The sequence below is a fragment of the Kitasatospora setae KM-6054 genome, from assembly GCF_000269985.1.
GTDB classification, from domain to species: domain Bacteria; phylum Actinomycetota; class Actinomycetes; order Streptomycetales; family Streptomycetaceae; genus Kitasatospora; species Kitasatospora setae.
The window spans coordinates 5,358,550-5,381,944 of the sequence record NC_016109.1 but is presented as its reverse complement, the minus strand read 5'-3'; the positions used below and the strand labels follow the sequence as shown (position 1 = coordinate 5,381,944).

Sequence of the window (23,395 nt, the reverse complement as noted above, 5' to 3'; positions counted from 1 at the left end):
CACGTGTTCGAGTCGTCGCTTGACTGTATGGTAGGTGGTGAGGCCAGGTGTAAACCGGCGCGGCCCGCCAGTCCCACGGCAGGTCGCGCAGTCGTGCCGGTGGCGTTTCCGGCCGCCCGGCGCAGCACCCGGCGCTCACGTACGCGGATGCCCGGTCGGAGACCCGATCGGCTCCGACCTGGCCCGAGCCTCGGGCCCAGGCACCGCACCAGGCCGAGCGAGGGCCGCAGCGGATCGCGCCGACAGCGCGCCGCACGACCCGTTCAACGGGACGCCCTCCCCCGCGCCGCCCGCCCGACGCGCCCCTCACCGGGGGCTGCCCGGGCACGGCAGGACGCGTTCGGGCTCGGCCCTCCACACGGAAGAGGCAGCACCCTGTCCACCACCGCTGAACCCATCAAGACGACCTTCCGCGAACTCGGGATCCTGGCGGAGACCGCCGAGGCCCTGGAGGCCGTCGGCATCGTCCACCCCTTCCCGATCCAGGAGATGACCCTGCCGGTCGCGCTGAGCGGCCACGACGTCATCGGCCAGGCCAAGACCGGCACCGGCAAGACCCTCGGCTTCGGCCTCCCGCTGATCGAGCGGGTCGTGGTCCAGGCCGACGTCGCCGCCGGCCGGGCCACCGCCGAGCAGCTCTCCGACGGCCCGCAGGCCCTGATCGTCGTCCCCACCCGCGAGCTGTGCACCCAGGTCACCAACGACCTGCAGACCGCCGGCAAGGTCCGCGACGTGCGCGTGCTGGCCGTGTACGGCGGCCGGGCGTACGAGCCGCAGGTCGAGGCGCTGAAGAAGGGCGTCGACATCGTGGTCGGCACCCCCGGCCGCCTGCTCGACCTGGCCGGGCAGCGCAAGCTCGACCTGTCCAAGGTCCGCGCGCTGGTCCTGGACGAGGCCGACGAGATGCTCGACCTCGGCTTCCTGCCGGACGTCGAGAAGATCATCACCATGCTGCCCGCCAAGCGGCAGACCCTGCTCTTCTCGGCCACCATGCCCGGCCAGGTCATCTCGCTGGCCCGCCGGTACATGAGCCAGCCCACCCACATCCGCGCCGCCGCCCCGGACGACACCGGCACCACCGTCGCCAACATCGAGCAGCACATCTTCCGCGCGCACTCGCTCGACAAGGTCGAGATGGTCTCCCGGATCCTGCAGGCCGACGGCCGCGGCCTGGCGATGATCTTCTGCCGCACCAAGCGCACCGCCGCCGACGTCGCCGAGCAGCTCACCAAGCGCGGCTTCGCGGCCGGCGCGGTGCACGGCGACCTCGGCCAGGGCGCCCGCGAGCAGGCGCTGCGCGCCTTCCGCAACGGCAAGGTCGACGTCCTGGTCTGCACCGACGTCGCCGCCCGCGGCATCGACGTCGAAGGCGTCACGCACGTCATCAACTACCAGTGCACCGACGACGAGAAGACCTACCTGCACCGGATCGGCCGCACCGGCCGGGCCGGCGCCTCGGGCACCGCCGTCACCCTGGTCGACTGGGACGACATCCCGCGCTGGCAGCTGATCAACAAGGCGCTGGAACTGCCGTTCAACGACCCGGAGGAGACCTACTCCAGCTCCCCGCACCTCTACGAGCTGCTGCGCATCGCGCCCGGCACCAAGGGCATCCTGCCCCGCTCCGAGCGCACCCGGGCCGGCCTGGCCGCCGAGGAGGTCGAGGACCTCGGCGAGACCGGCGGCCGCGGCGCCCGCGGCGGACGGGACGGGCGGGACGGACGGGACGCCCGCAGCGGGCGTGACAGCCGCGACAGCCGCGACAGCCGTGACGCGCGCGACGGCCGCGACGGCCGCGAGGCACGCGGCGGACGGGGCGGCGCCCCCGAGAGCCCGGCCCCGGCCGAGCGCCCGGCCCGCCGCTCCCGCGAGCGCCGCCGCACCCGCGCCGGCGGCGCGGCCGACGCCCTCGAGACGACGCAGTCCGTGCAGTCCGCGCCGCCGGTCGAGCAGCAGCAGTCCGCTCCGACCGCCGGTCCGGCCGTGACGGCCGCCCCGGGCGAGGGGCGCGGCTCCCGCCGCCGCAACCGCAGCCGCCGCGGCGGCGCGGCCCCGGCCGTCGAGACCGCCGCGGTGGTCGAGGCCCCGGTCGCCGAGGCCCCGGCCCCGGTCGCGGCCGTCGAGGACAGCGCGGCCCGCACCCCGCGCAAGCGCACCCGCCAGGCGGCCGCCCCGGCCGTGGAGCAGGTCGCCGTCGAGGCCGCGGCTCCGGTCGCCGCCGAACCGGTCGAGCCGGTCGCTGCCGCAGCCGTCGCTGTCGCCGAGCCGGTCGCCGCCGAGCCGGTGATCCGCTCCCGGAAGCCGCAGCAGCGGCCGCTCCGCAAGCCGGCCCCGCTGGTGTCCACGGTCGGGGAGCCCGCGGCTCCGGCGCCGCGCAAGCGGACCGCCAAGAAGGCCGCCGCCCCGGTCGCCGAGGCACCGACCGCCGCTCCGGCTGCGGTCGCGACTCCGGTCGTGGCTGCGGTCGCGGCTGCGGCTCCGGTCGCCGCCGTGGAGGCCCCGGCCGCCGCGCCGCGCAAGCGCGTCACCCGGAAGGCCGGCTCGCCGGTCACCGCCACCCCGGTCGTCGAGACCGTGGTCACCGCCCCGGCTCCGGCCGTCGAGGAGGCCCCGGCCCCGGCCCCGCGCAAGCGCGTCACCCGGAAGGCCGGCTCGCCGGTCACCGCCACCCCGGCGGTCGAGACCGTGGTCACCGTCGCGGCTCCGGCTCCGGCTCCGGTCGCGGTCGAGGAGACCCCGGCCCCCGCCCCGCGCAAGCGCGCCGCCAAGAAGGCCGTCGCCGCCGAAGCCCCGGCTCCGGTCGCGGTCGAGGAGGCCCCGGCCCCCGCCCCGCGCAAGCGCGCCACCAAGAAGGCCGCGGCCACCGAGGCGCCCGCCGCCGAGGAGACCCCGGCCCCGGCCCCGCGCAAGCGCGCCACCAAGAAGGCCGTCGCCGCCGAAGCCCCGGCTCCGGTCGCGGTCGAGGAGGCCCCGGCCCCCGCCCCGCGCAAGCGCGCCGCCAAGAAGGCCGCGGCCACCGAGGCGCCCGCCGCCGAGGAAGCCCCGGCCCCGGCCCCGCGCAAGCGCGCCACCAAGAAGGCCACGGCCAGCACGGCCGAGGAGATCCCGGCCCCGCGCCGGACCCGCAAGGCCGTCGAGAAGTAACCGCGTCACCTCCCACGGGGGAGGGCCGACCGCACCCGGTCGCCCCTCCCCCGTGGCGTTCCCGGGCCGGGCCGAGCTGACAGGGAGCCGGTCGCCGTGCCGCGCCCGCCCGTCCGGCTGCGTAGGGTGAGCCCGATGCGTCGGGTGGTCGTCGAGGTGAGGGGCCGCAGCGGATGAGTACGCCGCCGTTCTTGGAGTTGCCGTCGTGCGCGCGGGCGGGCCGGGTGGCGGGGCTGGCCGCGCTGTGGGGCGAGCCGGCCGGGGCGGTGCGCGGGACGGCGCTGCTGGTGCCGGGGTTCACCGGCAGCAAGGAGGACTTCATCGCGCTGCTGGAGCCGCTCGCCGGGGCGGGGTTCCGGACGGTCGCGGTGGACCTGCGCGGCCAGTACGAGTCCGCCGGCCCGGACGACCCGGCCGCGTACACCGTGCCGGCGCTGGCGGCGGACGTCCGGGCGGTGACGGCCGCGCTGGGGGCGGACGGTCCGGTGCACCTGCTGGGGCACTCGTTCGGCGGGCACGTGGTGCGCGAGGCGGTCCTGGCGGAGCCGGGCGCGCTGCCGTGGCGGACGCTGACGCTGATGTCGACCGGTCCGGCGCTCGCCCCGGCGGAGGCGGGCCGGATGGCGCTGCTGCGGGACGCGCTGGGCTCGATGGACCTGGAGTCGGTCTGGCAGGCGATCCGGCAGCTGGAGGGCGAGCGGGTGCCGCCGGTGGAGCCGGAGATCGAGGAGTTCCTGCACCGCCGCTGGCTGGCGAACCACCCGCTGGCGCTGGCGGCGGCGGCCGCGCACCTGGTGGCGCCGCCGGACCGGGTGGCCGAGCTGGCGGCGGCGGTCGGCGGCCTGCCGACGCTGGTGCTGTCCGGCGAGCGGGACTACGCCTGGCCGGTCGAGGAGCAGTCGGCGATGGCCGAGCGGCTGCGGGCGGTCCGGCGGACGGTGTCCGGCGCGGGCCACTCGCCGAACACCGAGCGGCCGGCGCAGACGGCGGAGTTCCTGGCCGGGTTCTGGTCCGGCTGAGCGACGCGCGGCGTGCGGCGCGGCGTGCGGCGCGCCGGCCGGGCCGGTCGGATTTCCGGCCGGATCCGGGTCACCGGCCGTCCGCCTGACGGACGTTCAGAAGTCGGCCCCGGTTTTCGCGCGACAAGAATCGTTAGCTCGGGTAATATTTGATTTCGTCCGGGATCAACACCCTCCGGCGGTCGCACCCTCCTCCGGCCACCGAGACCACGGATTTAACCGGCGGGCAACCGCCGGGAAGCAGCGTCGCGGCACAGTGGGTCACCGGGGCACCACGGCCCCCCTCCAGTGCCGCAAGGAAAGTGCCGCTGACCGAGTCCTGCCTGAGAGTGGGGGGAGCGACGGGTGACCGCACCTGCCGGACGTCCGACCCAGCCAACGCCGACGAGCCACCGTCCGGTGGCCGAACGTCGGCCGAGTCCGCCTCGGAACACGAGGACGGGAAGGGAGAGGCCCATGCGTTTCGAGATCCTTCGACTGGATCACGCCGGAACGGAGACCGACCGGCTGATCGCCGACGCGGAGACCGTCTCCGAGTACCTGAAGACCGCCGCGCAGACCGGCGAACGCCTGTACATCCGGCCGTGCAAGGCCGTGTGAGCGAACGCGGACGCACTTCCGAGTCGTCCGACGTTCCGATACCCGGCTGACGCCCCGTCACCGCAGGAGACCCCTGGGACGACGGGGCGTCAGTGTGTTCGACGGCCGCGACCTGCGGGGGTTTGGCGGCGCCCCGGCCGGGACATCACCTCTGCCGGACCCGGGCGATCGCCGGGGCGGCTCGCGGCGCACTCCTTACGGGTGATCGTCCTTGACGCAGCACTCCGGAGGGAGGACCGTTGTCGGTTATGAGGGGCGAGCCAAGCTGCCCGAGGTGCGCCGGTCGGGTCCGCGCCCCCGGCCTCTTCTCCGACACCTGGCAGTGCGATCTGCACGGCGCCGTCCACCCGATGCAGCCGGTGCTCCCCCCGAGCATCGAGGCCCTGAACGTGGCGGTGAACCGCTCGCAGGTGCCGGTCTGGCTGCCCTGGCCGCTGCCGGTCGGCTGGCTGTTCACCGGCATCGCGCACGCGGGCGACGACCTGTCCGGCGCCCGGGCCACCGCCGTCGCCTGCTCCGGCCCGGCCCCGCTCGGCGGGTTCGGCGAACTGGTGCTGGTGGCCGAGGAGTTGGGCATCGGCCTGGGCGCCCGCTACGCCGGGCTGGACGGCCCCGACCCGGGCGACTCGGTGGCGCTGTACAAGCCGGCCGACGCCAAGCTGATGGCCGCCGGCCGGCCGACCCCGATGTTCCACGTGCCGGGCGCGCCGGACGACCGGGCGGTGTACGTCGGCGAGGCGCGCGGCCTGTGGCTGTGGGCGATCGCCTGGCCCGAGCAGTCGGCGCTGCTGATGCACGACGAACTGGTGCTCACCGACCTGCGGGACGCGGGCGCCGAACTCGGCCTGCTGCCCTGCGGCGCGCTCACCCCCCGCCTGCTCGGCTGACCCCCGCACCGCCCGGCGCGGCGGCTCCTATCCTGGGCGGCATGCGCATCGATCTGCACGCCCACAGCAACGCCTCGGACGGCACCGACTCCCCCGCCGAACTGGTCGCCAACGCGGTCGCGGCCGGGCTGGACGTGGTGGCCCTGACCGACCACGACACGGTGTCGGGGTACGGGGAGGCGGCCGCCGCGGTGGCCGGGACGGGGCTGGTGCTGGTGCCGGGCGCCGAGCTGTCCTGCCAGGCGGGCGGCATCAGCATGCACCTGCTGGCCTACCTGTTCGACCCGGCGGAGCCGGCCTTCGCGGCGGAGCGGGAGCTGGTGCGCACCGACCGGTTCCGGCGCGGGCGGGCGATCGTGGAGCGCTGCCGGGAGCTGGGCGCGCCGATCAGCTGGGAGCAGGTGGAGCGGATCGCGGGCGACGGCTCGGTCGGGCGCCCGCACATCGCCTCGGCCCTGGTGGAGGCGGGCGTGGTGGCGACCGTCTCGGACGCGTTCACCGCCGACTGGCTGGCCAACGGCGGCCGGGCGGACGTCCGCAAGCACGAGACCGACCCGGTGGCGGCCGTCCGGCTGGTCCGGGCGGCGGGCGGGGTGCCGGTCTTCGCGCACCCGGGCGCGGTCAAGCGCGGACGGACGGTCGGGGACGCGGTGATCGCCGACCTGGCGGCGGCCGGCCTCGGCGGCCTGGAGGTCGACCACGTCGACCACGACGACCCGACCCGGGCCCGACTGCGCGGCCTGGCAGCCGAGTTGGGCCTGTTCACCACCGGCTCCAGCGACTACCACGGCGCCCGCAAGACCGTCCGCCTGGGCGAGCACACCACCGCCCCGGCCGCGTACGAGGAACTGCTGGCCCAGGCGACGGGCGCCGCGCCGATCACCGGCTGACGCCCGTCCGCGCGGCGGCCCGGCCGGGGTCTCAGTCCAGCGGGACGCCGCGGCGGGCCGGGCCGCGGAGGTCGGTGCCGTGGCCTTCAGAGGGCGAGGGCTGCCCGCAGGCCCGCGGCGACCTTCACCATCGTGGTGGTGCTGAGTGCGCCGAGGGACTCACGGAGTTCGTCGCGGTACAGGACGACGATGTCATCGCACAGGATGGAACCGACCAGGGTGCCCTCGGCGGGGCCGAGCTTGACGATGCTGGGCAGCTCGGGCTTCGGCGTGGTGGTGAGCCTGACGGCCAGACAGCTGTCGAGCTTCTGGTTGCGGGCGTTGTTCGAGACCACGAGAAACGGCTTGAGGCCATACCCCGCGTCAGCCCGGTAAACGACACCGCGCACCGGCACGATCTCGGTCATGTGTTCTTAGTCCTCACTCGATCCGCGGCGCCGGTTTCGCATGGCACGGTCGTGCTCGCGGTCCTCGTCACCACGGGCTGCGGCGAGCGCGGTGTAGCCGCTGGTCATGACCTTCTCCTCGACAGCAATGCGACCGGCTTCGATCAGCGCCTGAAGGACCTCCGCCTCCGAAGGGTTCGCGGAAAGCTCGACACCGAGGATCTCGGCTATCGCCGCACGGTAGGCACCCGCGGGCTCTCTCAGCCGCTCGACGGCGCGGGTGTCTTCGGCCGTCACGGGCACGGACTTGCGGGCCACGGACTTCCCGATAAGGCTGCTCATGGCTCCACAGTGCGGCAAATGGCGAGGCAAATCAAGCAGCATAATCTGCAGCACATGCCGCGAGAGCGATCTACGGCCGCCACGAAGCCGTCCGGCCCGGCCGGGGTCTCAGTCCAGCGGGACGCCGCGGCGGGCCGGGTCGCGGAGGTCGGTGCCGTGGCGCAGCCAGCGTTCCTGGAGGGCCTCGGCGCCCTGGACGCGCTTGAAGGCGGCCTCGTTGGGGGTCATCGGGAGCAGGGGGAGGAAGCGGACCGGGTCGGCGGGGGCGGGGAGGTCGAGGTCCTCGACCAGGCCGCCGGGCTCGGCGGCCAGCACCGAGGTGAAGGGGGCGCCGGCCCACAGCGGGGAGCCGAGGTCGAGGGAGCCGCCGGGGGCCACCACCAGGCCCTCGACCTGCGGGCTGGCGGCGAACACGGCGAGTGCCCGGTGCACCTCGTCGCGGCCGCCGCGGACGGTCAGCACCAGCTCGGCGCGCGGGCCGCGCACCGGGTCGGCGACCGGGGTGGCCGGGTCGGCCATCGGGGCGGCGGCCATGCCGAGCGTCGCGTACCGGACCAGGCCGTCGGCGTCGGGGCCGAAGCGCAGCACCTCGATCCGGTCCGCGCCGACGAAGGTGACGGCGGCCCGGCCGGTGGGTTCGCCGAAGGTGCCGGTCAGCCGGGTCTCGACCAGGGTGAGGACGGTCTGCCGGGCGGGGCCGGCCGGGCCGGCGTCGGGGTTCGAGAAGTCGCCGAAGTGAGGGAAGTCGTGCGCCATGCGGCGACCTTAGCGCGGGCGTGCCGCACCGAACCTTGGCGCGAGCTTTACCCGGCGGTCGGCGATCTCCGGGGCGCGAGCCGGGGAAGAGCTGTTAATGTGAGCGGTCGGCCTCGTGTATGCGAACCGGGGCCGCGAAGGCCCCCGCGCGGGCCCCGGCGTGGAGGAGGTGGTCACGGTGGACAGCAGTCGACCATGCAGTACCGGCAGCTCTCTCCGGCCCACCCCGGCCCGCCGCCAGCGCGGCTGACCAGGTCCACCCCGCAGCGTCGCGCGCGGCCGAGAGAGCACCTTCCCCGGGGCTGATCCGACGAAACCCGCCCAGCGAACGGCTTTCTGACACTTCTTCGGCCCTGGCGTGTCCACCGGTGTTTTCCGCCGTCGCGTTCCCCCGGCACGTCCCGGGGCGCGCCGGTCCGGCCCTAGGGAGCCCGCGCCATGTCGATGATGCACAACCTGCGCGCCGCCGTCGTCCGTCCAGCCCGCCGCCGGGTCGGCGACGCGTTCGAGTCGAAGCCCGGCGACACCCCGTCCGCGGTGGTGGACTGCGCCGTCTACCAGCAGGGCAAGCGGGCCACCGAGACCTGCAGCCCGCGCGAGGCGGCCCGGCAGGTGAAGGCGGCGCACCAGCTGGCGCCCGGCTCGTTCAGCTGGATCGGCCTGCACGAGCCGACCGAGGCCGAGTTCGAGGGCATCGCGCAGCGCTTCGGCCTGCACCCGCTGGCCGTGGAGGACGCGGTGCACGCGCACCAGCGCCCGAAGGTCGAGCGGTACGACGGCATGCTGTTCGCGGTGTTCAAGACCGTCCGGTACGTCGAGCACGAGCAGCTGACCCCGACCAGCGAGGTGGTCGAGACCGGCGAGCTGATGGTCTTCGCCGGGCCGGACTTCGTGATCACCGTCCGGCACGGCGCGCACTCCTCGCTGCGCGCCCTGCGGCACCGGCTGGAGGCCGACGCCGAGGGCACCGGCCTGCTCGCCAAGGGCCCGGCCGCCGTGCTGCACGCGATCGCCGACCACGTGGTGGACAACTACCTGCTGGTCGCCGACCGGCTGCAGAACGACGTCGACGAGATCGAGTACGACGTGTTCGCCAACAAGGGCGGCCGGGGCGCCGACGTCGGCCGGGTCTACCAGCTCAAGCGCGAGGTGCTGGAGTTCAAGCGCGCCGTCACCCCGCTGCTGCGGCCGATGGTGCAGCTCTCCGAGCCGACCGCGCGGCTGGTCGACCTCGACATGCAGAAGTACTTCCGGGACGTCGCCGACCACCTGGCCCGGGTCAGCGAGCAGGTGCACGGCTTCGACGAGCTGCTGAACTCGCTGCTGCAGGCCAACCTGGCGCAGGTCTCGGTCGCCCAGAACGAGGACATGCGCAAGATCACCGCCTGGGCCGCGATCTTCGCCGTCCCGACCATGATCACCGGCGTGTACGGGATGAACTTCGAGAACATGCCCGAGCTGAAGTCGACGTACGGCTACCCGGCCGTGCTCGGCGCGATCGTGGTGATCTGCGTCGGCATGTACCGGGGCTTCCGCCGCAACGGCTGGCTGTGACGGCCCGCCGGGCGGCGGTGGCGGGTCGGGCGGGGCGTCAGCGGCGCTCCGCCCGGGCCACCAGCACCAGGCCCAGCAGGATCAGCCCGACCGCCGGGTAGGCCGCCGCCGGCGGCCACTGGCCCAGCCACACCGCGGCCAGCAGCGCCGCGCCCGGGGTCTCCAGCAGGATCGCGTTCGAGGTGATCGACGGGCCCAGGGTGCGCACCACCCGGTTGCTCAGCGAGTGCCCGAGCAGCTGCGCCGCCACCATCAGCAGGAAGATCTGCCACCACGCGCCCGCCGGCCAGCCGCCCAGCCGGACGCCCGTCAGCAGGCAGGCCGCCAGCAGCGCGACCGCGCAGGTCGCGTAGCAGACCAGGGTGTACGCGGTGGTCGACACGGTGCGCCGCACCTCCGCGCCCAGCAGCATGTAGCCGGCCGCCGCCGCGCCCGCCGCCAGCGCCAGGCCGTCGCCCAGCAGGGCGCGCGGGGAGACCGACAGGTCGACGCCGGTCAGCACCAGCACGCCGGCGAACGCCAGGCCCGTCCCCGCCCAGACCAGCCGCGGCGCCCGCACCCCGCACGCCCGCATCAGCAGGATCGTCCACAGCGGGGTGGTGGTCACCAGCGCCGTCGCCGAGGCCACCGAGGTCATCCGCAGGCTCGGCATCCACAGCGCGAAGTGCAGCGCCAGCAGCACGCCCGCCGCCACCGCCAGCAGCAGCGCCCGCCGCGAGACGGCCCGCAGCTCGCCCAGGTGCCGCCACAGCGCGTACGGGCCGAGCACCGCCACCGACATGGTGTTGCGCCAGAACGCGATCGCCAGCGCGGGCGCGGCCGTGGCGCTGATCAGCGGCGCGGAGAGCGAGATGCCCGCGACCGACACCGCCAGCAGCAGCAGGTCGGTGCGCGGCAGCTGCCGTCGCTCCCCCGGCACCGGGGGTGCGGCGGGGGCGGTGGTGCTGACGGCGGTCACGGCGCTCCTTCGGGCTGTGCTGCGGCGCCCGGGCCCCACGGCCCGCGCACGAGCGGTGCGCGGGCCGTGGGCGGGCTGCGGACGGCATACACGGTAAGGGTTGTCAGCCGGTTACGGCACTGTCGTCCGGGGGATGGGACCGGGCCGTGGCCGCCCAGGCCGTACGCTGTCCGGCATGGAGCGCACGACGACCCCGAGCCCGACCGACCTGTTCGACCGGGCCCTGGTGGAGGAAGCCGCCAAGAAGTCCGGCCTGCTCTGGGTCCGGCCCGCCGGGCAGCCGCACGCCCGTCCGCTCTGGCACGCCTGGCACGACGGCGCGATCGTCGTGGTCGGCGACGGCTCCGAGCAGCCCCTGCACGGGCTCGCCGCGAGCACCTCGGCCGCGGTCACCCTGCGCAGCAAGGACAAGTGGGGCCGGCTGGTCGCCCTCACCGCCGCCGTGACCCGGCTCGACCCCGGCACCCCCGCCTGGGACGGCGCCGTCGAGGAGCTCAAGGGCAAGCGCCTGAACGCCCCCGACACCGACACCATCGGCGAGCGCTGGGCCCACGAGTGCCACGTGCTGCGGCTGACCCCCGACGACGCCCCGCTCGCCGCCCTCCCCGACGACGCCCTCGCCGCCGCGCCGGTGCCGACCCCGGCCACCACCCGCGAGCCGGTCCCGGCCGGGCTGCCGAAGCTGCTGCTCAAGCGCCGCAAGCGCTGACCCCGGGCGGCCCGGCCGCCCCCACCCCTCCGCACCCTCCCGTCACCCGGGTTTCCCCCCTTCTCCCTCGCGCCGACCCGCCGGGCACCCCCGGCCCGGCTAGATTTGCGGGGTTGTGTCCGTTTTCTGCGGAGGGAGCCGCGTGTGGCGGGGCCAGGCAGCCGGGTCTTCATCTCGCACCTGTCCGGGGTGGCGGTGTTCGACCCGAACGGCGACCAGGTGGGCCGGGTCCGGGACGTGGTCGTCTCGCTGCGGCTGGGCGGGCGGCCGCCCCGGGTGCTGGGGCTGGTCGTGGAGGTGGTCGGGCGGCGCCGGATCTTCCTGCCGATGACCAGGGTGACCAGCCTGGAGTCCGGGCAGGTGCTCTCCACCGGCCTGCTGAACATGCGCCGCTTCGAGCAGCGCCCGTCCGAGACGCTGGTGCTGGCCGAGCTGCTGGACCGCACCGTGACCCGGACCAAGACCGCCGACGAGGTGACCGTGCTGGACGTCGCGATGGTGCAGACCCGGCTGCGCGAGTGGGAGATCGACCGGGTCTTCGTCCAGGTCGGCCGGCCCAGCCGACTGCGCAAGGCGAAGGGCGAGCAGCTGCTGCTCGACTGGTCCGCGGTGACCGGCTTCTCGCTGGCCGAGGAGGGCCAGGGCGCGGCCAACCTGCTGGCCACCTTCGAGCAGCTCCGCCCGGCCGACCTGGCGAACGTCATGCACCACCTGTCGTCCAAGCGCCGCGCCGAGGTCGCCGCCGCGCTCGACGACGACCGGCTGGCCGACGTCCTGGAGGAACTGCCCGAGGACGACCAGGTGGAGATCATCGGCAAGCTCCAGGAGGAGCGCGCCGCCGACATCCTGGAGACCATGGACCCGGACGACGCCGCCGACCTGCTCTCCGAGCTCCCGGAGGCGGACGCCGAGCGCCTGCTGCGCCTGATGGAGCCCGCCGAGGCCGAGGAGATGCGCCGGCTGCTCTCGTACGAGGAGGACACCGCCGGCGGCCTGATGACCACCGAGCCGATCGTGCTGGAGCCGGACGCCTCGGTCGCCGAGGCGCTCGCCCGGGTCCGGGTCTCGGACACCAAGCCGGCGCTGGCCGCCCAGGTCTACGTCTGCCGTCCGCCGAACGAGACCCCGACCGGCACCTACCTGGGCACCGTGCACTTCCAGCGGCTGCTCCGGGAGCCCCCGTACACGCTGGTCGGCTCGCTGGTGGACGACGACCTCGACCCGCTGCCGCCGAACACCCCGCTGCCGCTGATCACCTCCTACCTGGCCACGTACAACCTGGTGGCGGCGCCGGTGGTCGACGAGGACGACCACCTGCTGGGCACCGTCACCGTCGACGACGTGCTGGACCACCTGCTGCCGGACGACTGGCGCGAGGGCGCGGCGCACGCCGCCGACGCGCACACCGAGGCCGACGCGGACGGCGGGGTGCGCGGTGGACGCTGACCGCAAGCGCCAGGGCGGCGAGGGGCCGGGCCAGCGCATCCAGGGCGAGCTGCGCGAACTGCGGCAGCTGCGCGAACTGCGGGCCCGCGAGCAGCGCGGCCGGCGCGAGGAGCGGCCGTCCGCGACCGGCTCGCGCGCCCGGCTGGACCAGCCGCGCACCGGCCGGCCCGGGCTGTTCCGGCTGCCGGCCTGGGACCCGGAGGCGTTCGGCAAGCTCTCCGAGCGGATCGCGCGCTTCCTCGGCACCGGGCGGTTCATCGTCTGGATGACGGTGGTGATCATCGTCTGGGTGCTGTGGAACACCGTGCTGCCGGAGTCCGCCCGCTTCGACGACTACCCCTTCATCTTCCTGACCCTGGTGCTCTCCCTGCAGGCCTCGTACGCGGCCCCGCTGATCCTGCTCGCGCAGAACCGCCAGGACGACCGCGACCGGGTCAACATGGAGCAGGACCGGGCCCGCAGCGACCGGAACATCGCCGACACCGAGTACCTGACCCGGGAGGTCGCGGCCCTCCGGCAGGGCCTCGGCGAGGTCGCCACCCGCGACTTCGTCCGCTCCGAACTGCAGTCCCTGCTCAAGGAACTGGACGAGCGGCGGGAGTCCGCGGACACGCTGTGACCCGCGGCACGCTACCGGCGAGTCGGGGGCGGGGCCCGGCGCCGTACCATCAACACATGGCCAACGAGACAGAGGTGGCGGCCGGGGTGACGGAGCAGTCCGTCCGGGAAGCCCTGGGAAACGTCCACGACCCGGAGATCAACCGCCCGATCACCGAGATCGGCATGGTGAAGTCCGTCGAGGTCGGCGACGGCGGCGCGGTGAAGGTCGCGGTGTACCTCACCGTCTCCGGCTGTCCGATGCGCGAGACGATCACCCAGCGGGTCACCGACGCGGTGACCGCCGTGCCCGGCGTCACCGGCGTCTCCGTCGAACTCGACGTGATGAGCGAGGAGCAGCGCCGCGAGCTCTCCACCCTGCTGCGCGGCGGCGCCCCGGAGCGGGAGATCCCGTTCGCCAAGCCCGGCACCCTGACCCGGGTGTACGCGGTGGCCTCCGGCAAGGGCGGCGTCGGGAAGTCCTCGGTGACCGTCAACCTGGCGGCGGCGCTCGCCGCCGACGGCCTGAAGGTCGCCGTGGTCGACGCCGACATCTACGGCCACAGCGTGCCCCGGATGCTGGGCGTCGAGGGCAAGCCCACCCAGGTCCAGGACATGATCATGCCGCCGGCCGCGAACGGCGTGAAGGTCATCTCGATCGGCATGTTCACCCCGGGCAACACCCCGGTGGTGTGGCGCGGCCCGATGCTGCACCGCGCCCTCCAGCAGTTCCTCGCCGACGTCTACTGGGGCGACCTCGACGTCCTGCTGCTCGACCTGCCGCCCGGCACCGGCGACATCGCCATCTCGGTCGCCCAGCTCGTCCCGAACGCCGAGATCCTGATCGTCACCACCCCGCAGATGGCCGCCGCCGAGGTCGCCGAGCGGGCCGGCACCATCGCGCTGCAGACCCACCAGAAGATCGTCGGCGTCATCGAGAACATGTCGGGCATGCCCTGCCCGCACTGCGACGAGATGATCGACGTCTTCGGCACCGGCGGCGGCCAGACCGTCGCCGACGCCCTCACCCGGGCCGTCGGCGCCACCGTCCCCGTCCTCGGCTCCATCCCGATCGACGTCCGCCTCCGCGAGGGCGGCGACGACGGCCGCCCGGTCGTCCTCGCCAACCCCGACTCCCCGGCCGGCGCGGCCCTGCGCACCATCGCCGGCAAGCTCTCCGGCCGCCAGCGCGGCCTCTCCGGCCTCTCACTGGGGCTGACCCCGAAGAACAAGTTCTGACCCGGCCGCTCCCGGCTCCTCAGGCGCCCGGCCCCGGCATCCGCCGGGGCCGTCGCCGTTCCGGCCGGGCCGGGTGGCCGGTGCGGTGCCGGGTGGCCGGCCGGCGGGGGTCAGCCGGTCTTGGCGCAGGCCGGGTGGTCGGGCCAGGAGACGTAGGCTCCGACGCGGGCGTCGCCGGTGACGGCGAGTTGGATGAAGTGGTGGGCCCCGCCGGGGCCGTAGCCGCGGCGGGTCAGTTCCTGGCAGAGGGCGAGGGCCGCTTCGGGGGCCGTCGTCTGGGAGTCCACGCCGACCTGGAGGGCGCGGCCGGTCAGGCCCTCGCCCTCGGGGAAGGCGGCGAGGGCCTCCGCCGGGATGACCGATCCGTGGCGCACCCCCGGGAGGCAGCGCACTTCCTCGGGCAGCGGCTCTTCGCCGGGGGCCGGCGGGGTGTCCGCGGCGGCCGGGCAGCCGGTGGAGGGCGCGGCGGACCGGGCCTCGGCGGACCGGGCCCCGGCGGGCTTCTCGGGGCCGTGCGAGGTGCACCCGGCCGCGGCGAGGACGGCGAGGACGGCGGCGGCGAGGCGGATCGGTGGCTGGACGCGCATGTGAACTCCCCCTGTTCGGAGGGCAGATGCTATCGGACAGGGCCTACGGGCGGAGCAGCAGCGCGGTGGCGTCGTCGTGGGTCTTGGGGCGGGGCCAGCGGGTGTGGTGGGGGTCGGTGCGTTCGAGGGCGCGGGTGTGGTCGATGAGGGCCTGCGGGCCGCCGGTGTCGAGGAGGTCGAGCAGGCCGGGCCAGTCGGTGGTGGCGAAGTCGTCGACGGGGCGGGCGGCGCCGTCGGTGAGCAGGGCGGCGCGGCGCAGGGCGGGCCAGGGGGCGCTGCCGGTGAGGGCGTGCGCGGCGGCCGCGGGGTCGGGGCCGGCCACCCAGTAGCCGTCGGAGGTGTTCATGGCCCGGCGCTGGGCGGTGGCGAGGAGGGCGCGGCGGGCGGGCTCGGGGAGGCCGGTCAGGCGGTCGGCGTGCTCGGTGAGTTGACGGTCGGTCAGTTCGCCGACCCGGTGGTCGGAGACCGCGCGCGGGCCGTCGTCGAGGTCGAGCAGGACGGTGCAGTCGGCGAGCACCAGCCACTCCAGCCGGTCCTCGGTGCGGCGCAGCAGGGCGACGGCGGCGGTGGGCGTCATCGGGTCGGCGAGGTCGCAGCCGGGGCCGTGGCGGCGGGCGGTCTCGGCGAGCCCGTCGGCGAGGCAGTCGGCGAGCGGCCGCCGCCCGTCCTGGGCGTGCCGCAGCAGCGCCCCGCCGAGGGTGCGGACGAACCAGGGGACGCCGTGGCCGCAGCCGGTGCCGGTGCCCTCGGGGAGGCCGGCGCCGTCGAGCAGCAGGGCGGTGTCCGGCCCGGCCAGCACGTGGTCCTCGTTGGGGCGGTCGGGGCGGCCGGGGGCGGTGGCGAAGGATATCTGCACGTCGGGCTCCGGACAGGGCCTACCGGCCGTCGTAGGTCTCCAGATCGGCGACGGCGGTGAAGCCGACGCCGTACGCGGAGACCGAGCGGCCGTGGGCGCCGATCAGGACGCCGGGGGCCTCGCCCGCCAGCACCCAGCCGTGTTCGGACTCGCGGTAGCGGAAGGGCTGCGGGAGGCCGTTGACGGGGAGGGTGAGGGAGGTCCAGGCAGGGCCGTCGAGGTCGTCGGCGAGGTCCCAGGCGAGGGCGGACTGCTGGTCGAGCCAGTTCTGCCGGAGGGCGCGGTCGAGGTTGCCGGGCCAGGTCGCGGCGAGCAGGCCGGAGCCGGCCAGCCAGGCGGCGGAGGAGGCGGAGGTGGCTTCCAGGGTGCCGGTGTTGTCGGCGCTGCGGCGGACGTCGCGGCGGGCGACGGTGGTGACCACGACGAAGCGGCGGGTGTCGCGCGGTTCGGGGCCGCGGGCGGGTTCGTCGCCGTGGCCGAGGGTGCCGTAGTCGGGGGCCTCGGTGTCGGCGGCAGCGCGCTGGCCGGTGCCGACCTGGCCGAGCCAGCGGCGTCCGGTCCAGCCCTCGTCGAGGCCGTACCAGGGGAAGTCGGCGGCGCGGTAGCCGGCCAGCGGGTCGGCGGCGCGGCGGGCGGCGGCGGTGCCGCCGTTACGGTGCGTGGCGTCCACTGCGGGCCTCTCCTCGACTGTGCCAACCCGGGCGGGCTCCATGGTGGCGCACCCGGGCCCTTCCGTCCGGAAAACCGGGCCGGTGGCGGCCGGTCGTGACGGAGCCCACAGGGTCCGCCGTCCGGAGGGGTAGTGGACACGATAGCGGCGCGGACGGCGATGCCCCGCCTTGCCGGAGCAGGACGGGGCGTCGTCGGGTGGCGGAGGGGCGGGCCCTCAGGTCGCGTCGGGGTCGAACGGGGGCCGTTCGCCGGCCGCCAGGGCCGGGCCGGCGGACGCGGCGGTCGCGGCCTTGGAGAAGTCGACCGAGGCGGTGGGCGTCGGGTTCGGGTCGCTCAGCGCGGACTTGAGGTCGACGCTGTCCTTGAGGTCCTTGAGCCCGAGCGGGTCGTCGCCGTCGCCGAGCAGCTGCTTGCGGACGAAGTTCTTCGGGTTCAGGTCGTCGAAGTCGAAGTTCTGGAACTCCGGCCCGAGCTCGCTGCGGATGTCCTCCTTCGCGTTGTCCGCGAAGGAGCGGATCTTGCGGATGAAGCCCATGGTGTCCTGGATCAGCTTGGGCAGCTTGTCCGGGCCGAAGATCACGATCGCCAGGACGACGATCGTCGCGACCTCCAGTCCGCCTATGTCTCCGAACACCTGAACTCCCCAGCACCCGACAACGCTGAATCAAGGGTAAACGCGGGCGGCCGTTCCCCCGGCCCCCGGAGGATGAAACCGTGGTAAAGACCACCCGGGTGACCGGCGTCGACGGCGTGCCGGTGAAGGCAGGCTAGCGCAGCAGCTGCCGCGGGTCACTGGTGGGCGTGGGCGTACTGAGCTGGTAGCGGGCGCGCAGCGGGTACTCCGGCGCGTCCGCGGCGGGCTGCTGGGCGTTGACCGGGACGATCGCCCCGCCGACCGGGGTGACGCTGGCGGGCTGCCGGGTGGTGCCCTGACCGGCGGTGACGCCGCCGACCCCGCCGAGCGTGACGGCCGCGACCGAGAACGCCCCGGCGGCGGCGAACACCAGCCGGCGGCCGCGCGCGGCGGACGGGCGGACGGCGGGCAGTTCGCCCAGCGCGGCGGCCAGCGGCCGCGGCAGCCCGGACGGCTCGCCGCCCGGCAGCACGGACGGGCGGGTGGCGGGGCGGTCGGCCGGCCGGGGGCCGGCCGGGCGGGCGCCGAACAGGCCGGCCCGCGGGTCGATCCCGGGTATCGGCGCGTCCGCGCCCAGCGCGCCGCCGCCGAAGCCCGCGCCCCGGCCGAACGATCCGCCGGTCAGCCGGCTGCCGCCGAACACGGGGCCGCCGGGCGGCTCGTCCGGGCCCGACTCGTCCTCGGGGAGCGCGGCGACGGCCATCAGCCGGGCCATCAGCGCGGCCGACGGGCCGGGCGTGCCGGCCTGGCTGAGCGTGCGCTTGACCGCCCGGCCCTGCTCGGCCTCGGCCAGGCAGTCCGGACAGGTCGCCAGGTGGGCCTGGACCCGCTCGCGGGCGTCGTGGCCGAGCTCGCCGTCCAGGTAGGCGGACAGCCGGTCGCCCAGGTGGTGCTCCTCGGCGGCCGGTTCGACCGGGCGGAGGGTCAGGGCGCGCAGTTCGGGCCCGGCCGGCGCCTGCTCGGCGCGGCGCAGCGGCGCCCAGCGCGAGCGGCCGGCGGCGTCCGCGCGCTCGGGGGCGCGATCGCTCATGACCCCCTCCGGTCGCTGACTGCCGGATCGGCGCCGACCGGCACGGGCTCGGCGGAGCCGCCCCGGCGCGAACGGCCCGCGGCGGCGTTCGGCGCCCGGTGCTTGAGGGCGGCGCGCAGGTGCGAGCGGCCGCGGTGGATCCGGCTGCGGACGGTGCCGAGCTTCACGCCGAGCGTCGCGGCGATCTCCTCGTACGAGAGGCCCTCGATGTCGCAGAGCACCACGGCGGCCCGGAACTCCGGGGCGAGGGTGTCCAGCGCCTGCTGGACGTCCGCGTCGAAGTGGGTGTCGCTGAAGTGCTGGGCGGGGCTGGGCTCGCGGCTGGCCAGGCGCTCCGCCGCGTCCTCGGCGAGGGCGTCGAAGCGGATCCGCTGGCGGCGGCGCACCATGTCCAGGAACAGGTTGGTGGTGATCCGGTGCAGCCAGCCCTCGAAGGTGCCGGGGGTGTAGGTGGAGAGCGAGCGGAACACCCGGACGAAGACCTCCTGCGTGAGGTCCTCGGCGTCGTGCTGGTTGCCCGTCAGCCGGTACGCCAGGCGGTAGACCCGGGCGCTGTGCGCCTCGACGATCTCCTCCCAGCTGGGCGGCGTCCAGTTCTGCGCGTCGGGCCCCTCGGCGAAGGACGCGAGGGTGCTCGCGGTCCCGGCCGCCGAGTCGTCGGCTGCGGTCGGCTGGTCCAGGGGGGAGTGCAGGGACTGGTTCATCACGGGCTTCGGCGTACGGGTCGACGTGATGCCGCGGGAGTGCCGCTGCACAGGGACGTCGCCCTCGGCCACACCTCCTCGGTCGGCTCTTCTGCCCAGCAGAGCCACCACCATATCCACCTCGCCCGTCAAGCCCGGATAAGAGCGGTCGAACACCGGCCGCCCCGGGCGGTCCCGCCGCCCGTAGCAGTCCAACGGCCAGCCGTCGAACGCGGTTCCCGGGGGGCCAGTAGTCTGTCGCTGGAATTTGTCGACTTGGGTCGGCAACGGCGCTCCGGAAGAGGCAGCCATCACCGAGTTCGGGCCCCAGCGAGCGGCCCTCGCCGACACCTACGTCGGCGAGGACGCGGTGCTGACCTACGCCCGGGCCCAGTCGGCCCGCACCGGCATACCCGCGATCGGCCCCAGCGGCGGCGCCGCCCTGCGGCTGCTGGCCGCCGCGCTCGACGCCAAGGCCGTGGTCGAGGTCGGCACCGGCACCGGCGTCTCCGGCGTGTACCTGCTGCGCGGCATGCGCGCGGACGGGGTGCTCACCACCGTCGACGCCGAACCGGTCCGCCAGCAGTACGCCCGCGAGGCGTACCGGGCGGCCGGCTTCACCGGCAACCGGGTCCGCTGCATCCCCGGCCGGGCCCGCGAGGTGCTGCCCCGGCTCGCCGACGGCCAGTACGACCTGGTGTTCTGCGACGGCGACCCGGCCGACTCGCCGTTCCACCTCACCGAGGCGCTGCGGCTGCTCCGGCCGGGCGGCGTGGTCTGCTTCGAGGGCGTCTTCCAGGAGGGCCGGCTCGCCGAACCCGAGCTGGACGACCCGCAGACCCGCGCGGTGCGCGACCTGGTCGCCGACATCCGGGAGAGCGACGTCCTGCTGCCCGCGCTGCTGCCGGTCTCGGACGGGCTGCTCTGCGCCGTCAAGCGCTGACCCGGCCGGCGGCCGGCCGGCCGCCCCGGGACGCGCGGAACGGGCCCGGCCCCCGTGCGGGGAACCGGGCCCGTCGAGCACCTCGCCGATCGCCGGGGAGATGCGGGGTCACCTGCCTGCAGGTCAGCCGCAGGCCTTCTTGAGGGCCTCGCCCAGAGCGTCCGCCTCGTCCGGCGTCAGCTCCACCACCAGGCGCCCGCCCCCTTCGAGCGGAACTCGCATGATGATGCCCCGCCCCTCTTTGGTGACCTCCAGCGGGCCGTCACCCGTCCGCGGCTTCATGGCCGCCATGCTCGTTCCCCTTCCTGCAACCGTTCAGGTACGCACCGGACAGTCCGTCCACCGCCGGTATCGAACGCATTGATCGGAAGCCATTATCCCGCATGCGACGGCTGGATGACCAACATCACTCTCTGCGCCAACCGCCCCCAACCCGCCGCAAAGCGCCCATTACCTGCCGAAAGCCGCATCCCGCCGCACTCCGACACGCCTACCGAGGGTGTGACACCTCACACTCCCCGTGCCCGCCCCGGCTCCGGCATGCTGGCCCCTGAACAGCCGCCAGTGGCAGCCACCGCGACCCGGGGAGCCCGCACCATGTCCGACACCGTGCGCTACGAGCGCGACGGCGCCCTCGCCGTCCTCACCATCGACCGCGCCGCCGCGATGAACGCCCTCGACGTCCCCACCAAGGTCGCCCTCCGGGACGCCGTCACCGCCGCCGCGGCCGACCCGGACGTCCGGGCCGTGCTGCTCACCGGTGCCGGCGACAAGGCGTTCTGCGTCGGCCAGGACCTCAAGGAGCACGTCGGCCTGCTGGAGCGCCAGCGCGAGACCGGCGAGGGCGCGCTGCGCACCGTCGCCGAGCACTACAACCCGCTGGTGCGCGCCCTCGCCGGGATGCGCAAGCCCACCGTCGCCGCCGTCAACGGCGTCGCGGCCGGCGCCGGGGCCTCGCTCGCCTTCGCCTGCGACTTCCGGATCCTCGCCGACACCGCGGGCTTCAACACCTCGTTCGCCGGCGTCGCCCTGACCACCGACTCCGGCGCCTCCTGGACCCTCCCCCGCCTGGTCGGCCACGCCCGCGCCACCGAACTGCTGATGCTCCCGCGCACCGTCCGCGCCGCCGAGGCGCTCACCCTCGGCCTCGCCACCCGGGTCGTCCCCGCCGCCGAACTCGCGGCCATCGCCCACGAGTTCGCCCTCACCCTGGCCAACGGCCCGACGGTCGCCTACGGCGCGATCAAGGAGTCCCTGGCCTACGGCGCCGCGCACTCGCTGGACGAGCTCCTCGACAAGGAGGACGAACTCCAGACCCTGGCCGGCCGCAGCGAGGACCACCGGATCGCCGTCGACGCCTTCCTCGCCAAGGAGAAGCCCGCCTACACCGGGCGCTGAGCCCCGGGCCCTAGCGCGCGTGGCAGTCCGCCAGGTGGTCGTTGACCAGTCCGCACGCCTGCATCAGCGCGTACGCGGTGGTCGGTCCGACGAACCGGAAGCCGGCCCGCTTGAGGGCCTTGGCGAGGGCCGTCGACTCCGGCGTCACGGCCGGGACGTCGGCCAGGGTGCGCGGGGCCGGGCGGGACGGGTCGCCGGCGTGGCTCCAGACCAGCGCGTCGAGTTCGCCCTCGGCCAGGGCCCGGGCCGCCTTCGCGTTGGCGATGGTGGCGAGGACCTTGGCGCGGTTGCGGATGATGCCGGTGTCGTTCAGCAGCCGTTCGACGTCGGCGTCGCCGAACTCGGCGACGGCGGCGGTGTCGAAGCCGCGGAACGCCGTCCGGAAGCCCTCGCGGCGGCGCAGGATGGTGATCCAGGACAGGCCCGACTGGAACGCCTCCAGCGTGATCCGCTCGAACAGGGCCCGGTCGCCGTGGACCGGCCGGCCCCACTCGGTGTCGTGGTAGGCGCGGTAGTCGTCGGCCGTGTCGCCCCAGCCGCACCGCCGGAGGCCGTCGGCCCCGAGGACCGCACCGCTCACCCGCGGTCGCCCTTGGGCTCGGCGGGCGCGGCCTGCTCGTCCGGAACCGGGCCGGCGGCGGTCCCGGCGGCGGTCCCGGCGGCCGCCGGCTCCTTCTCCAGGACGGCCGTGAACGACTCAAGACCCGGCAGCGGTTCGCCGGTCGCGCCCTCGGCCGCGGTGACCGCGCCGCGCACCGCGCCGACGGCCTCCAGTTCGGCGATCCGGGCGTCGCGCAGCGAGAGTTCCGCGCCGAGGCGGTCGAGCACGTCGTCGACCTCGTCCATCCGGTAGCCGCGCAGCGCCATCGGCAGGCGCAGTTCGTCGACGTCGACCCGGCTGAGCGCGCGGTCCTGCGGGAGGCGCGCGGAGAGCCGGTCGTGCTCGGCCTCCGGCAGCGTTCCGCCGCCGCCCAGCGCCACCACGGCGGCGCCGCCCACCACCAAGACCATCGCGGCCACGATCACCCAGAACACGAGCTGTCCTCCGTCAGTTCCCGGCAGTTCCCGGCTTGCCCGGCGGGCGCCGGTCGGCTTCGGCCCGCCCGCGAGGGCTACGGTGGGATCATGGTCCCGATACAGGCCGGGGCCCATCATTGCACCCGGGAGCGCTGAGGAGGAGACACCGGTGGCACTACGCCTCGGCACACGGGAGTTCGGCCCGGACGAGCTGGTCGTCATGGCCATCGTCAACCGCACTCCGGACTCGTTCTTCGACCGCGGGGCGACCTTCGCCGACGAGGCCGCGTTCGCGGCCGCGGACCGGGCGGTCGCCGAGGGCGCGGCGATCCTGGACATCGGCGGGGTGAAGGCCGGTCCGGGCGAGGAGGTCGGCGTGGAGGAGGAGTTGCGCCGCACGGTGCCGTTCGTCGCCGAGCTGCGCGAGCGCCACCCGGACGTGGTGATCAGCGTCGACACCTGGCGGCACGAGGTCGGCGAGGCGGTCTGCGCGGTCGGCGCCGACCTGCTGAACGACGCCTGGGGCGGCTTCGACCCGAAGCTCGCCGAGGTCGCGGCCAAGTACGGCGCGGGCCTGGTGTGCACGCACGCGGGCGGCGCCGAGCCGCGCACCCGCCCGCACCGGGTGGGGTACGAGGACGTGATGGCGGACATCCTGGCGGTGACCGTCGGCCTGGCCGAGCGGGCGCTCGAACTGGGCGTGCGCCGCGACGGGCTGATCATCGACCCGGGGCACGACTTCGGGAAGAACACCCGGCACTCGCTGGAGGCGACCCGCCGGCTGCCGGAGATGACGGCGACCGGCTTCCCGGTGCTGGTCTCGCTCTCCAACAAGGACTTCGTCGGCGAGACCCTGGACCGGCCGGTGGACGAGCGGCTGCTCGGCACCCTGGCCACCACGGCGGTCTCGGCCTGGCTGGGCGCGCGGATCTACCGGGCGCACCAGGTCGCCGAGACCCGCCAGGTGCTGGACATGGTGGCGTCGATCCGCGGCACCCGGCCCCCGGCGGTGGCCCGCCGGGGGCTGGCCTGAGCCGCCGCCCGCCCC

General features: G+C 75.2%; 26 protein-coding genes. 13 read left to right on the top strand and 13 right to left on the bottom strand.

The genetic code is table 11. The annotated features are described in order from the left end of the window. The first annotated feature begins 375 nt into the window (after positions 1–375). From KSE_RS24035 to KSE_RS24020, 5 genes are all read left to right on the top strand, one after another. Positions 376–3,144, top strand: coding sequence for a DEAD/DEAH box helicase (locus KSE_RS24035; RefSeq protein WP_167544121.1), 2,769 nt, complete (start codon positions 376–378; stop codon positions 3,142–3,144). Between the two features lie 173 nt (positions 3,145–3,317). Beyond that, positions 3,318–4,163, top strand: coding sequence for an alpha/beta fold hydrolase (locus KSE_RS24030; protein WP_014137949.1), 846 nt, complete (start codon positions 3,318–3,320; stop codon positions 4,161–4,163). 456 nt (positions 4,164–4,619) lie between these two features. Then, complete coding sequence (locus tag KSE_RS43430) at positions 4,620–4,763, top strand: hypothetical protein (protein WP_167544100.1); 144 nt, start codon at positions 4,620–4,622, stop codon at positions 4,761–4,763. 248 nt (positions 4,764–5,011) lie between these two features. Next, a complete protein-coding gene (locus tag KSE_RS24025; protein WP_014137947.1) occupies positions 5,012–5,650 on the top strand; it encodes a DUF6758 family protein in 639 nt (212 codons plus the stop codon). A 41-nt stretch (positions 5,651–5,691) separates the two neighbouring features. Then, a complete protein-coding gene (locus tag KSE_RS24020; protein ID WP_014137946.1) occupies positions 5,692–6,540 on the top strand; it encodes a PHP domain-containing protein in 849 nt (282 codons plus the stop codon). 86 nt (positions 6,541–6,626) lie between these two features. Here KSE_RS24020 and KSE_RS24015 read toward each other — a convergent pair whose 3' ends face one another. The 3 genes from KSE_RS24015 to KSE_RS24005 all read right to left on the bottom strand — a co-directional run bounded on the left by KSE_RS24015 (position 6,627) and on the right by KSE_RS24005 (position 8,024). Next, the gene (locus KSE_RS24015; protein ID WP_014137945.1) at positions 6,627–6,947 is read right to left on the bottom strand and encodes a type II toxin-antitoxin system PemK/MazF family toxin; all 321 of its coding nucleotides are present in this window, start codon (positions 6,945–6,947) and stop codon (positions 6,627–6,629) included. A 6-nt stretch (positions 6,948–6,953) separates the two neighbouring features. Then, positions 6,954–7,268 carry a hypothetical protein gene (locus tag KSE_RS24010; protein WP_014137944.1) on the bottom strand — a complete coding sequence of 105 codons (315 nt, stop codon included), beginning with the start codon at positions 7,266–7,268 and terminating at the stop codon, positions 6,954–6,956. Between the two features lie 108 nt (positions 7,269–7,376). After that, positions 7,377–8,024: a suppressor of fused domain protein gene (locus tag KSE_RS24005; RefSeq protein ID WP_014137943.1), complete on the bottom strand. Its 648-nt coding sequence runs from the start codon at positions 8,022–8,024 to the stop codon at positions 7,377–7,379. A 438-nt stretch (positions 8,025–8,462) separates the two neighbouring features. Between KSE_RS24005 and KSE_RS24000 the strand changes: the two genes are divergently transcribed. Next, positions 8,463–9,578 carry a magnesium and cobalt transport protein CorA gene (locus tag KSE_RS24000; protein ID WP_014137942.1) on the top strand — a complete coding sequence of 372 codons (1,116 nt, stop codon included), beginning with the start codon at positions 8,463–8,465 and terminating at the stop codon, positions 9,576–9,578. Between the two features lie 37 nt (positions 9,579–9,615). On the opposite strand, the gene KSE_RS23995 is transcribed toward KSE_RS24000, so the two are convergent. After that, positions 9,616–10,536, bottom strand: coding sequence for a DMT family transporter (locus tag KSE_RS23995; RefSeq protein ID WP_014137941.1), 921 nt, complete (start codon positions 10,534–10,536; stop codon positions 9,616–9,618). 175 nt (positions 10,537–10,711) lie between these two features. Between KSE_RS23995 and KSE_RS23990 the strand changes: the two genes are divergently transcribed. The 4 genes from KSE_RS23990 (at position 10,712) to KSE_RS23975 (ending at position 14,527) form a co-directional block, all read left to right on the top strand. Then, on the top strand, positions 10,712–11,245 hold the full coding sequence (locus KSE_RS23990; RefSeq protein ID WP_014137940.1) for a pyridoxamine 5'-phosphate oxidase family protein: 534 nt from the start codon (positions 10,712–10,714) through the stop codon (positions 11,243–11,245). A 144-nt stretch (positions 11,246–11,389) separates the two neighbouring features. After that, positions 11,390–12,691, top strand: a complete 1,302-nt coding sequence (locus tag KSE_RS23985; protein ID WP_014137939.1) for a magnesium transporter MgtE N-terminal domain-containing protein — start codon at positions 11,390–11,392, stop codon at positions 12,689–12,691. A 49-nt stretch (positions 12,692–12,740) separates the two neighbouring features. Next, on the top strand, positions 12,741–13,310 hold the full coding sequence (locus KSE_RS23980) for a DUF1003 domain-containing protein (RefSeq protein ID WP_407927473.1): 570 nt from the start codon (positions 12,741–12,743) through the stop codon (positions 13,308–13,310). Positions 13,311–13,366: 56 nt separating this feature from the next. Then, the gene (locus KSE_RS23975) at positions 13,367–14,527 is read left to right on the top strand and encodes an Mrp/NBP35 family ATP-binding protein (RefSeq protein WP_014137937.1); all 1,161 of its coding nucleotides are present in this window, start codon (positions 13,367–13,369) and stop codon (positions 14,525–14,527) included. 110 nt (positions 14,528–14,637) lie between these two features. Here the strand turns inward: KSE_RS23975 and KSE_RS23970 are convergent, their stop codons facing one another. The 6 genes from KSE_RS23970 to sigE form a co-directional block, all read right to left on the bottom strand. Next, entirely contained in the window at positions 14,638–15,114 is a 477-nt protein-coding gene (locus tag KSE_RS23970; RefSeq protein ID WP_014137936.1) for a hypothetical protein, read from the bottom strand. 43 nt (positions 15,115–15,157) lie between these two features. Next, positions 15,158–15,970, bottom strand: coding sequence for a protein phosphatase 2C domain-containing protein (locus KSE_RS23965; RefSeq protein WP_014137935.1), 813 nt, complete (start codon positions 15,968–15,970; stop codon positions 15,158–15,160). 19 nt (positions 15,971–15,989) lie between these two features. After that, positions 15,990–16,682: a hypothetical protein gene (locus KSE_RS23960; protein ID WP_014137934.1), complete on the bottom strand. Its 693-nt coding sequence runs from the start codon at positions 16,680–16,682 to the stop codon at positions 15,990–15,992. 174 nt (positions 16,683–16,856) lie between these two features. After that, complete coding sequence (locus KSE_RS23955; RefSeq protein ID WP_014137933.1) at positions 16,857–17,276, bottom strand: sec-independent translocase; 420 nt, start codon at positions 17,274–17,276, stop codon at positions 16,857–16,859. A gap of 133 nt (positions 17,277–17,409) precedes the next feature. Next, the gene (locus KSE_RS23950) at positions 17,410–18,306 is read right to left on the bottom strand and encodes an anti-sigma factor (RefSeq protein ID WP_014137932.1); all 897 of its coding nucleotides are present in this window, start codon (positions 18,304–18,306) and stop codon (positions 17,410–17,412) included. Further along, positions 18,303–19,010, bottom strand: coding sequence for an RNA polymerase sigma factor SigE (gene sigE, locus KSE_RS23945; protein WP_231873411.1), 708 nt, complete (start codon positions 19,008–19,010; stop codon positions 18,303–18,305). The genes KSE_RS23950 and sigE overlap by 4 nt, the downstream gene beginning before the upstream one ends. A 247-nt stretch (positions 19,011–19,257) precedes the next feature. Between sigE and KSE_RS23940 the strand changes: the two genes are divergently transcribed. Further along, positions 19,258–19,932 (top strand): O-methyltransferase, encoded by a 675-nt coding sequence (locus KSE_RS23940; protein ID WP_014137930.1) that lies wholly within the window; start codon positions 19,258–19,260, stop codon positions 19,930–19,932. A gap of 123 nt (positions 19,933–20,055) precedes the next feature. Here the strand turns inward: KSE_RS23940 and KSE_RS39470 are convergent, their stop codons facing one another. Then, positions 20,056–20,223: a DUF3117 domain-containing protein gene (locus KSE_RS39470; protein ID WP_014137929.1), complete on the bottom strand. Its 168-nt coding sequence runs from the start codon at positions 20,221–20,223 to the stop codon at positions 20,056–20,058. A gap of 306 nt (positions 20,224–20,529) precedes the next feature. On the opposite strand from KSE_RS39470, the gene KSE_RS23935 reads away from it, so the two are divergent. Next, the gene (locus tag KSE_RS23935) at positions 20,530–21,330 is read left to right on the top strand and encodes an enoyl-CoA hydratase/isomerase family protein (RefSeq protein ID WP_014137928.1); all 801 of its coding nucleotides are present in this window, start codon (positions 20,530–20,532) and stop codon (positions 21,328–21,330) included. A gap of 10 nt (positions 21,331–21,340) precedes the next feature. Here the strand turns inward: KSE_RS23935 and KSE_RS23930 are convergent, their stop codons facing one another. Together KSE_RS23930 and KSE_RS23925 are read right to left on the bottom strand one after the other, a co-directional pair. Beyond that, a complete protein-coding gene (locus tag KSE_RS23930; protein ID WP_014137927.1) occupies positions 21,341–21,910 on the bottom strand; it encodes a DNA-3-methyladenine glycosylase I in 570 nt (189 codons plus the stop codon). Next, complete coding sequence (locus KSE_RS23925; protein ID WP_014137926.1) at positions 21,907–22,365, bottom strand: DivIVA domain-containing protein; 459 nt, start codon at positions 22,363–22,365, stop codon at positions 21,907–21,909. The genes KSE_RS23930 and KSE_RS23925 overlap by 4 nt, the downstream gene beginning before the upstream one ends. A gap of 202 nt (positions 22,366–22,567) precedes the next feature. Between KSE_RS23925 and folP the strand changes: the two genes are divergently transcribed. Then, positions 22,568–23,380: a dihydropteroate synthase gene (gene folP / locus KSE_RS23920; protein WP_051055937.1), complete on the top strand. Its 813-nt coding sequence runs from the start codon at positions 22,568–22,570 to the stop codon at positions 23,378–23,380. Positions 23,381–23,395 lie beyond the last annotated feature (15 nt).